This window comes from Pedobacter sp. 01N416, assembly GCF_056399685.1.
The window spans coordinates 1-9,619 of record NZ_JBFTRT010000371.1 but is presented as its reverse complement, the minus strand read 5'-3'; the positions used below and the strand labels follow the sequence as shown (position 1 = coordinate 9,619).

The 9,619-nt window shown below is 38.8% G+C and carries 10 protein-coding genes and 2 pseudogenes; 7 read left to right on the top strand and 5 right to left on the bottom strand.

The features are described 5' to 3' along the window. Nucleotides 1-346 (top strand): annotated as a pseudogene (locus AC1DND_RS19050) (beta-ketoacyl-[acyl-carrier-protein] synthase II); the annotation flags it as partial. 316 nt (nt 347-662) lie between these two features. Here AC1DND_RS19050 and AC1DND_RS19045 read toward each other — a convergent pair. Next, nucleotides 663-1,313 (bottom strand): YceH family protein, encoded by a 651-nt coding sequence (locus AC1DND_RS19045; protein WP_477584003.1) that lies wholly within the window; start codon nt 1,311-1,313, stop codon nt 663-665. A gap of 174 nt (nt 1,314-1,487) precedes the next feature. On the opposite strand from AC1DND_RS19045, the gene AC1DND_RS19040 reads away from it, so the two are divergent. From AC1DND_RS19040 to AC1DND_RS19025, 4 genes are read left to right on the top strand one after another with little or no spacing between them, the layout of a single operon-like run. Continuing rightward, on the top strand, nt 1,488-2,111 hold the full coding sequence (locus AC1DND_RS19040) for a (2Fe-2S)-binding protein (RefSeq protein ID WP_230149977.1): 624 nt from the start codon (nt 1,488-1,490) through the stop codon (nt 2,109-2,111). Further along, complete coding sequence (locus tag AC1DND_RS19035; protein WP_477584001.1) at nt 2,108-2,686, top strand: FAD binding domain-containing protein; 579 nt, start codon at nt 2,108-2,110, stop codon at nt 2,684-2,686. The genes AC1DND_RS19040 and AC1DND_RS19035 overlap by 4 nt, the downstream gene beginning before the upstream one ends. Further along, entirely contained in the window at nt 2,622-2,927 is a 306-nt protein-coding gene (locus AC1DND_RS19030; RefSeq protein ID WP_477584000.1) for an FAD binding domain-containing protein, read from the top strand. The genes AC1DND_RS19035 and AC1DND_RS19030 overlap by 65 nt, the downstream gene beginning before the upstream one ends. Nucleotides 2,928-2,929: 2 nt before the next feature. Further along, complete coding sequence (locus AC1DND_RS19025) at nt 2,930-4,597, top strand: xanthine dehydrogenase family protein molybdopterin-binding subunit (RefSeq protein ID WP_477583998.1); 1,668 nt, start codon at nt 2,930-2,932, stop codon at nt 4,595-4,597. A 126-nt stretch (nt 4,598-4,723) separates the two neighbouring features. Here the strand turns inward: AC1DND_RS19025 and AC1DND_RS19020 are convergent, their stop codons facing one another. The 4 genes from AC1DND_RS19020 to AC1DND_RS19005 all read right to left on the bottom strand — a co-directional run bounded on the left by AC1DND_RS19020 (nt 4,724) and on the right by AC1DND_RS19005 (nt 8,189). After that, nucleotides 4,724-6,337: a S8 family peptidase gene (locus tag AC1DND_RS19020; protein ID WP_477583996.1), complete on the bottom strand. Its 1,614-nt coding sequence runs from the start codon at nt 6,335-6,337 to the stop codon at nt 4,724-4,726. Nucleotides 6,338-6,493: 156 nt separating this feature from the next. Further along, entirely contained in the window at nt 6,494-7,090 is a 597-nt protein-coding gene (locus tag AC1DND_RS19015) for a DUF4142 domain-containing protein (RefSeq protein ID WP_477583995.1), read from the bottom strand. 70 nt (nt 7,091-7,160) lie between these two features. Beyond that, complete coding sequence (locus AC1DND_RS19010; protein WP_477583994.1) at nt 7,161-7,601, bottom strand: GNAT family N-acetyltransferase; 441 nt, start codon at nt 7,599-7,601, stop codon at nt 7,161-7,163. Between the two features lie 96 nt (nt 7,602-7,697). Continuing rightward, nucleotides 7,698-8,189, bottom strand: a complete 492-nt coding sequence (locus AC1DND_RS19005; RefSeq protein ID WP_029275247.1) for a YajQ family cyclic di-GMP-binding protein — start codon at nt 8,187-8,189, stop codon at nt 7,698-7,700. Nucleotides 8,190-8,265: 76 nt separating this feature from the next. On the opposite strand from AC1DND_RS19005, the gene AC1DND_RS19000 reads away from it, so the two are divergent. Next, on the top strand, nt 8,266-8,895 hold the full coding sequence (locus AC1DND_RS19000) for a hypothetical protein (RefSeq protein ID WP_477583992.1): 630 nt from the start codon (nt 8,266-8,268) through the stop codon (nt 8,893-8,895). Between the two features lie 100 nt (nt 8,896-8,995). Continuing rightward, a pseudogene (locus tag AC1DND_RS18995) lies at nt 8,996-9,619 on the top strand (polyphosphate kinase 1); the annotation flags it as partial.

Below are 9,619 nucleotides of genomic sequence, written 5' to 3'. Positions count from 1 at the left end.
TATTAATGCACACGCCACTTCAACCGGATTGGGCGATTTAAGTGAATTACAGGCGATTAATACTGTATTCAAAGGTTTACCAGTCGTAATTGGTGCAACTAAATCGATGACGGGTCATTTGCTTGGTGCTGCCGGAGCGGTTGAAAGTGTAATCAGTGTTTTATCGATCAGAGATAATGTGGTACCGCCTACTATTAATACCAAAAATCTTGACGAAAACATTCCAAAAGGATTGAATTTTGTGTTGAGAGAAAGTATTAAAAARGAGATCAATTATGTTTTAAATAACACTTTTGGCTTTGGTGGTCACACCGCGAGTACTATCTTTAAAAAGTATGAGGCTTAATTGATTTTGTTATTCTCAACCTGATTGGGAATTTTTAAAGTGTTTGGTTAATCGCCAAGCACTTTTTTTGTTTTAGATAGGTTTAAATCGTGTCGTCATCTCGACTGGAGTGAAATGGAGAGACCTATTTTTTCAGGGTACAAAAATTAAAACTATACTGGTCTTAGCGTCTCCCTAAGACCTAATAATTTTCTGCCACGGAAACACAGAAGCACGGAAAATGTAATATAACAGTCTTCAATTACGCTCAGACCAACAATCACTTTGGGTTATGCCAATGGGTTAGAAACCAATGAACCAATGCCTAATGACCCCATTATTTATCCATCAATAAATTAACAAGCTCTTTCAATTCTTCAATTTCCAGTTCTAGTTTCTCTATTCTGTTTTCCAGTTCAGTAGGATCAAATTGCGGGGTGCTTATTGTTTCGGTTTCAGGTTCTGAAGTAGTTTCGGCCTGTTCGCCTAAAAGATGAACAAAACGAGCCTCTTTTTGACCAGCTTTTTTTGCCAGTTGTTTTACAAATGCTGGTTCTTCATCTGATAGTTTCTGAAGCTGTTCTAAGACTTCTTCTATGCTTTCAAATTCATACAATCTTCCCGAATTGCTATTGATTTCACCAGGTGTTAGTGGTCCGCGTAAAAGCAATAAACAAATAATGGCCAACTCCGAAGGCAATAAAGGATAAACAATAGCCAGATTATGTTTGTATTTAGTTGCGCGACTTGATCCTCCTGTGGCAGTGGAGATTAAACCTTTTGTTTTAAGTTGATTTAGTGTTAAAGTTATGGTTTCTTCATCGTAATTTACCACAGGATTTCTTGAGCTTTTTTGATTACATGCAGCTGTTAAACTGTTCAAAGTCATTGGGTAATAATCGGGCGTGGTGCGGCTTTTTTCTATTAATGCGCCTAAAACACGTTGTTCTTCTGCTGATAAATCGGGTAGTGGTTTTACGTTGTCCATGTTATAAAAGTATAAATTGGTTGAACATTTTGGAAATTATTTTGTTAATGATTTATTTCTAATGAGTTATATAAAAATACTAACGATAGAATAATTCTAAATTTCTGAATTGCTACATTCTGAGCTTTAGAATTACGAACTTAGGAGTACATCCCAATATCTAAATATCCAATTATGAAATCTTCCGATCAGAAACCAAATCAGGGTGATAGCAGGCGCGATTTTCTCAAAAAAAGTTCGGTAATTACAGCCATTGCATTAACGCCTGGCGTTGCGGTTAAAGCAGCAGAAAGTAATGCCGATGAACGTTTCGCTCAACTTTTCGAGAAAATCCCATTAAAACTTACGGTAAATAATAAAGCATATCAAACTACGGTTGAGCCGAGGGTAACGCTTTTAGATTATTTGCGTGAAGAATTACACCTAACGGGGACTAAAAAAGGATGCGACCATGGCCAGTGTGGCGCTTGCACCGTTCATGTTGATGGACAAAGGGTAAATTCATGCCTCAGTTTAGCTGTGATGAATGAGGGAAAGAAAATTACCACGATTGAAGGATTGGCCAACGGCGAAACTTTGCATCCCATGCAGGCTGCATTTATCAAGCATGATGGTTTTCAATGTGGCTATTGTACGCCGGGACAGATTATGTCGGCTGTGGCCTGTGTACGCGAAGGGCATACTGGTTCGAGAGCAGAAATAAGTGAATATATGAGTGGAAATATCTGTAGATGTGGTGCTTATCCTAATATAGTTGATGCGATTATTGAAGTTAAGGAAGGAGGCGAAAAGGTATGATCAATTTTCAATACTTAAGAACAACCACGGCAAAATCAGCAATTGCCTTGTTGGTAAAAGATAAAAACGCAAAATTCCTGGCCGGAGGTACCAACCTGATCGATTTAATGAAAAGAGGTGTTACGGCGCCCGAAAAACTCATCGATATCAATCATGTTCCATTAAAGCAGATCGAGCAGATTGGAAATAAAATCCATATTGGTGCTTTGGCTTCTAATTCTGCAGTTGCAGACAATGCGCTGATTAAAGAGAAACTGCCATTACTTTCCTGGGCTTTACAAGCGGGCGCATCTGCCCAGCTGAGAAATGTAGCTACTGTTGGTGGTAATATGATGCAGCGTACACGTTGTGGTTATTTTTACGACACCGAAATGCCTTGTAATAAGCGTCAACCCGGTACAGGCTGTGGTGCCATGGAAGGTTTTAACCGCATGCATGCTATTTTCGGGACTTCAGAGAAATGTATTGCCGTTCATCCAAGCGATATGTGCGTAGCATTAACGGCTTTAGATGCTGAAGTGTTGGTGGCCGGCTTCTTATGCTTTTGCACTTGTTTCTGTAGCTGCAGCATTTGAGCTCAGCAATAATAAAATTACCGATATTCGTTTGGCAATGGGTGGAGTCGCGCACAAACCCTGGCGTTTAACAGCATCCGAAAATTTCTTAAAAGGAAAAGAAGCCACCTTATCGAATTTTGAACAGGCAGCCCAGTTGGCCATGAAGGATGCAAAAGGTTTTGGAGGAAATGACTTTAAACTTAAACTGGCACCCAATACAATAATMGAGGCGTTGAATCTTGCAAAATCTAAAGCTTAGTTATGGAAAAGAGAATTTTAAAAGACGACAACGACCGCGTAGATGGAATTTTAAAAGTTACGGGGCAAGCTAAATATTTTGCGGAATACGAACTGCCGGGTTTAACCTATGGTGTTTTGGTAACCAGTACCATTACCAAAGGAAAAATTACAGCGCTCGATACCAAGGCGGCTGAAAAAGCACCAGGTGTAATTGCTGTGATTTCGCATTTAAATAAGCCATCGGCAGCTGCTTACGAGCAGGAAGGCGGACGTGGCATAGAAAACGCTTATAAAACAGCAGAGGTGAAGCTCGAAGAAAGATATTTCCTGCCTATCGAAACACATAACCCGATGGAACTGCACGGAATTATCGCTGATTGGAGGCCAAATAACCAGCTTACCGTTTATGCCAAAACACAAGGTGTAAAAGCTACTCAGGGTACCATTGCAAATGTTTTTAAAATTCCAATGGAGAATATTCAGGTAAATTCGGAGTTTGTTGGCGGTGGTTTTGGAATGGCTTTACGCACATGGCCATTGGAAATTGCAACAGTAATGGCCTCTAAACATATTGGTAAACCTGTAAAAGTGGTGATTACCAGGATGCAAATGTTTACCATGGTGGGTAATCGGCCGGCAGCCATACAAACCATTGGTTTGGGGGCAAACAAAGATGGTAAATTAACAGGGATTACACACAGGGCTTATGGCGAAACCTCTACTTACGAGAACTTTACCGAAGGCGTGGTGAACATGGCAAAGTTTATGTACCAATGCGATAACGTAAATACGGCTTATGCCATTGTTCCGGTAGATCTTGGCGTTCCAATATGGATGCGTGGTCCAGGAGAGGCTACAGGAGCTTTTGCCCTGGAAAGTGCAATTGATGAAATGGCGCATGCTTTGGATATGGATCCATTGGATTTCAGGATAAAAAACGATCCTGAAACCGATCAACAGAAAAACAAACCCTTTTCGAGCAAAAACATTAAAGAAGCCTATAAAATCGGGGCAGAAAAAATAGGGTGGGGCAACCGGAAAAATAAGCCTGGCAGTTTGATTGAAGGACCATGGCAAACAGGTTATGGGGTAAGTGTTGGCGTTTTTAACGCCAATAGAGGTAAAGCCAGTGTGAAAGGCATTTTAAAGGCTGATGGATCGCTGCTTTTGCAAAGTGCAACCAGCGATATCGGTCCGGGAACAGGAACTGGCATGACTTTAATCGCCAATAAATTAATGAAAATTCCTGTAAATAAAATTACATTCGAATTAGGCGATTCTTCTTTGCCACCAGCGCCAAGTCAGGGCGGTTCGGCTACGTTATCTACAGTAGGTTCGGCAGTTAATGATGTTTGCGTAGCGTTAAAATCAGCCATCGCAGAACTGGCTGCAAATTCGAATATGGATGCAACGGCTAATTTTGTTGATGTTTTAAAAAAGAATAATCTTCCGCAAATAGAAGTAACCAAAGAAAGTCAAGGGGGAAAGGAAAGAGATAATTTCTCTATGTATTCGTTTTCCATTCACTTTGTACAGGTAAAGGTTCATTCGCTTACAGGCGTAGTAAAAGTGAGTAAAATCGTTTCTGTAGGCGATTCCGGTACCATTGTAAGTCCAAAAACGGCCCGAAGCCAGATGCTCGGTGGTGCTGTTGGCGGTATTGCTTTGGATCTAMGTGCCTCGAAATGATAACCATTCAAATAAACAAAAAATGCATCCAGATTTTACATTGGGACGCATTTTTTGTTTATTTATCTTGTTAAGGGTAACAGTTTGAAGATTTTTCGCTTTCGCTCAGAATGACAAACAGAAAAATTATTTCGCAACTGCTTTACCCGAGTAAGTTGCCGCTAGCTTTAATGCATTGTAAGTATTAACAATTCCGCCACTGATACAAAGATCAGAGAATGGGATAGAAACTTTTTCTGCGTCTGGTTCTTCGCCTTTAGCATACTGTACGTTATGGTTAACTTTGGTAACCGATTTAACAATGATTTCTTTTACCTGCGCCGCTGTTAATTTTGGATAATAAGAGCGGATTAATCCTGCTAAGCCAGCTACAACAGGAGATGCCATACTGGTTCCGTCTAAATTTTTGTATTTAGAACCCGGTACAGTAGAATAAATCTGAACGCCTGGAGCAAAAACATCTACCTGGGTTTTGCCGAAATTAGAGAAACTGGCTTTTAGTGTTTCATCATCTTTAGGGCCTGAAGCACCAACGGTAATCCACGATGCAATAGTTTTCTCATCTAAATCTTTGTGGTTAGGGAAATTATTTTCTACATCGATATTTTTGTTTTCGTTACCCGCTGCCTGAACGATCAATACATCTTTAGATGCCGCATATTTCATAGCTTCATTAACGATGGCCTTGTCCCAGCTATAAGCCTTGCCAAAACTCATGTTGATTACTTTTGCACCGTTATCAACAGCGTAACGAATAGCATTAGCAACATCTTTATCCCTTTCATCACCATTTGGCGTACAACGAACACCCATAATGGCAACGTTATCTGCTACACCTAAAATACCAAGTTTGTTGGTTCTATCAGCCGCAATGATACCGGCTACGTGTGTGCCGTGCATCGCATCAGGACCTGCAACATCGTTATTGCCATAAAATTTCTCCTTAACATTGTTCGGATCATCGCCAACAATAGCGCGCGGATCATAGTCAAGATTTAAGTTGTAATTAACCTGGCGACTATAATAATCAAATCCTTCTGTAATCTGATCTTCGTAAAAATCTTTGAAGTTGCCTTTTTCTAATTGCTGGCTCAGTATATTTTGGATCCTGCCTTCAACCTCTGTAGAAGGTTTGAAGTTTTTAAAATCTTCTACGGTTGGGTTTTCTTTACCGATTTTCTTTACCACAGCATCTAAAGCTGTTTTAAAACCAGTAATACCTGCCAGATTTTCCCTGGCTTCTGCCAATTGTTTTTCTAAGTCGGCTCTTTCTGCTTTAAAAATTTCAAAATCCTTTTTATCTTTTTCTGCTACATTTGCATCTGTGGTATTGGCAAAACGTGCCTGATCGCGACGAACCAAACGGGTTAATTCTAAGGTTTCGAAGTTTACAGATTCTTTAGGGCCGCCAATAAAGTTCCAGCCATTTATATCGTCGATATAACCATTCTTATCATCGTCCTTGCCATTGCCGGTTATCTCTTTGGTATTTACCCACATAATTCGTTTTAAGTCTTCATGGGTAGCTTCTACACCACCATCATTAACTGCTACGATAACTTTAACAGATTTTTTACCTTTTAAAAGTTCTTTATATGCTTTTTCGGTACTGATTCCGAATGTACTATCACTTTTAAGATCAAGATTTTGCCAATTGGCTTTTTGCGCACTGACCAAAGTTGGTACCGCACTTACAAGCGCAACACTTAACAGCGCGCTAAAAATTCTACTCTTATTCATTTATGTATTTTTGTATTAAACGGCGAAAGTTAATTTTAATTTTTTTATTGGAAGAAATTGTATTAAAAATGATGTTTTTCACACATTTTGGTAACGAAAAAAATCCTGAAATTCATTATTCAGGATTTTGATCTTTAAAGCAAAATTTGCCTCTGTTTATTTCATATTGGCAACGATTTTTTTTGCCATTTCATCATGAGATTCGATTACACTTAAAGTGTTGCCAGCCCAGCTTTTAATTGCCTGATCGCGGTTTTGCATCCCCAGTTTAAATAAGGCTACTGTTTTTTCATGATCGGTAACCATCATAACCATATAATGTTTATCAAAAGCTGTACCCGTCATTTTCTTCATTTCATCCAAATGAATCTGATCTTCGGCCGGCAATGCATCTGGGGTGATTACTTTTTTGTTGACAGCCAAAGCTTTCAACTCTGTATTGGCTTTTGTGTGATCAGTCAACATTTTAGCGGCGAAATCTTTCACCTCAGCACTTTTGGCATTTTTCTGTGCAATCTTAGCGGCTTCAACTTCCATGATACCTCCAATTGCTGCTTTTCTTAAAAAAGTTGCACCCGCTTCATCAACACCCGATTCTGTACTTTCGGCTCCTGTAGCATGGTTGCCATTTACCATATTGGTATCGCCAGCAACACTGTCTTTTGTTGTTGCCGATTTCTTATCTGCAGTTTGACAAGCCTGAAATGAAAGCACCAGGGCAAAAGCAGTGGATAATAAAAATATCTTTTTCATGTTTTCTCTATGTTTTGATGTGTATGAAAAACAAGAGAGTTGAAAAAAGGTTTTAGCTGCTGAATGGCGATTATTCCGCTCCGTATGGATTTTTAACAACAATGGCCATTAAACGCTCCGGATTTTCAATTGGCTCGAAACCAAATTGTTTGTACAATCCGTGTGCATCTAAGGTACCGAGCCGATAAGTTCTTAATCCCTGTAGATCGGGGTGGAAGATCATAAACGACATTAGTTTTTTTGATAAGCCCAAACCGCGGTAACTTTCTTTAACGTACACATCGCAAAGCCATGCAAAGGTGGCCTTATCGGTTACCCAACGGGCAAAACCTACCTGCTCTGTTCCTTTGTAAATGCCAAAACAAAGTGAGTTTTCAATAGAACGTTTTACGGTATCTAAGGGGATGCCTTTTGCCCAATAAGATTCTACACTTAAATAATGATGTATGGCTTCGGGATCTAAAAGCTCTTTTTTATCGGAAAATATAAAACCGTTTTCGCTGATTTCCATGAGTTGAATGGTTAATCGGTTAATTGTTTAAATTGGTTAATTGTAGTAATACAGCAGTACGGTTAACCGATTAACCAGTTTAAACAGTTAAGCTTTCTAATTGCGCATATTAATAAACTGTAATGGCTGACCAAAATCTTCATTTCTACAAAGATTCATCACAGCTTGCAGATCATCGATTTTTTTTGCGGTTACTCTAACCTGATCGTCCATAATAGCAGGCTGAACTTTTAATCCACTCGCTTTGATCTTTGCCACAACCTTTTTTGCTGCTTCCTTATCTAATCCTTCTTTAATACTGATTTCTTTTCTGATCATGTTACCGGAGGCCTGATGCTCATCGCCAAAATCTAAACTTTTCGGATCTAAATTCTGTTTCATCATCCGCGAGATAATGGAACCTTCGATTGCTTTTAATCGCATATCATCTTCAGTAACAATGGTTACCACGTTTGTTTTTTTATCCAGATCGATGGTGCTTTTCGATCCGTTAAAGTCGAATCGGTTAAGGATTTCTTTTTTAGCATTGTTAATTGCGTTGTCCAATGTTTGCGCATCAACTTTACTTACAATATCAAAAGAAGGCATGGTTTTAGCTTTAAAGTAAAAAAATAAGTAGATTTAATAGAAATTAATCCATCCTCACAAAAAAACGAAAAATAATATGAAAACCACTAAACCGAAGTCTCAAAAAAAGATCACCAAAAAAGAAGTGAAGAAACAATTGGAGCAGTCGATTACAGATAAGTTCTTAGATGTGATCAAAAGTTTAGGTCATGATGTATCGGAAATTAGTACGGAGGTAGGGAAAGCGAGTAAGCGTGTGGCTAAAAAATTAACTAAGAAGTTCACCATCGTAAAGGCAGATGTGGGACAGAAAATTGATGATTTGCTACATGCATCAAAAGAGAAAGCAAAAGCAGCGAAGAAACCAGTTGCCAAAGCGGTAAGTAAATCTGAAAGAACTGCTCAGAAAGTTGTTAAAAAAGCCGTTGCAAAGGCTAAACCAGTAGTACAAAGCATTAAGGTTGCTGCAATAGAAACAGAAGAAAAGGCAGAAAAAGTATTGGCAAAGCCAGTTATAAAAGCAAAAGAAGCAGCAAAAGAGTCGACAACAGTTGCCAAAAAAGCGGCAAGTACCGCAGGTAAAGCACCAGCAAAAGCTGCTACAGCAGTTAAAAAAGTAATAGCGCCGGCCGCTACTCCTGCAAAAGCAGCCCCTGTTGTTAAAAAAACGGTTGCTAAAACTTCAACATCGGTTAATAAAGAGACGAAAACACCTACTAAAAAATAAATTTGTTAACGTTAACGTGTAAATGAATTAACATCAATTTAACAAATTAATGTGCAGTTTTGAGCATCCCTGTTTTGGCAGGGATTTTTTATTTTTTTAAATGAGCAATAAGAAGATCCCTTTTTTAAACCGCGAAATCAGTTGGCTTTACTTTAACGAACGTGTACTGCAGGAAGCCGCCGATGAAACGGTTCCGCTGATTGAACGGATTAAATTTCTATCTATATTTTCTTCAAATTTAGAGGAATTTTACCGTGTGCGAGTGGCCACCATGACCCGGCTAACCAATCTGAACGATAAGGCTAAAGCACTTTTGGGATTTAATCCAAAGAAAATTCTGAATGAGATTAAAAATATTGTTGTAAAACAGGAAAGAAAATTCGACCAGCTTTTTCAGGCTACCCTGATAAACGAACTTGCTCAAAACAGGATTTTTATCTTAAACGATACTCAACTGAATGTAAGCAGGGGAGAATTCGTTAAAAATCATTTCAGGGATAAGATTTTATCTAACCTGGTTCCCATTATGCTGGATATGGATAAACCTTTTCCAGAACTGAAAGACCGGTACCTTTACTTTTTTGTTAAACTTTCGAAAAAGGATACAAAAATTAAAGAGAAATATGCACTGATTGAAATTCCGCCTAATTTGCCACGGTTTTTGGTCCTGCCTGAAACAAACGATTTAAAATTTATTATTCTTGCCGAAGACATTATCAGGTAT

Coding starts and splice junctions, on each gene's coding strand:
- AC1DND_RS19045 (WP_477584003.1), bottom strand. CDS start 1,313: ATGGACAACGTAAAACCACTACCCGATTTATCAGCAGAAGAACAACGT.
- AC1DND_RS19040 (WP_230149977.1), top strand. CDS start 1,488: ATGAAATCTTCCGATCAGAAACCAAATCAGGGTGATAGCAGGCGCGAT.
- AC1DND_RS19035 (WP_477584001.1), top strand. CDS start 2,108: ATGATCAATTTTCAATACTTAAGAACAACCACGGCAAAATCAGCAATT.
- AC1DND_RS19020 (WP_477583996.1), bottom strand. CDS start 6,337: ATGAATAAGAGTAGAATTTTTAGCGCGCTGTTAAGTGTTGCGCTTGTA.
- AC1DND_RS19015 (WP_477583995.1), bottom strand. CDS start 7,090: ATGAAAAAGATATTTTTATTATCCACTGCTTTTGCCCTGGTGCTTTCA.
- AC1DND_RS19010 (WP_477583994.1), bottom strand. CDS start 7,601: ATGGAAATCAGCGAAAACGGTTTTATATTTTCCGATAAAAAAGAGCTT.
- AC1DND_RS19005 (WP_029275247.1), bottom strand. CDS start 8,189: ATGCCTTCTTTTGATATTGTAAGTAAAGTTGATGCGCAAACATTGGAC.
- AC1DND_RS19000 (WP_477583992.1), top strand. CDS start 8,266: ATGAAAACCACTAAACCGAAGTCTCAAAAAAAGATCACCAAAAAAGAA.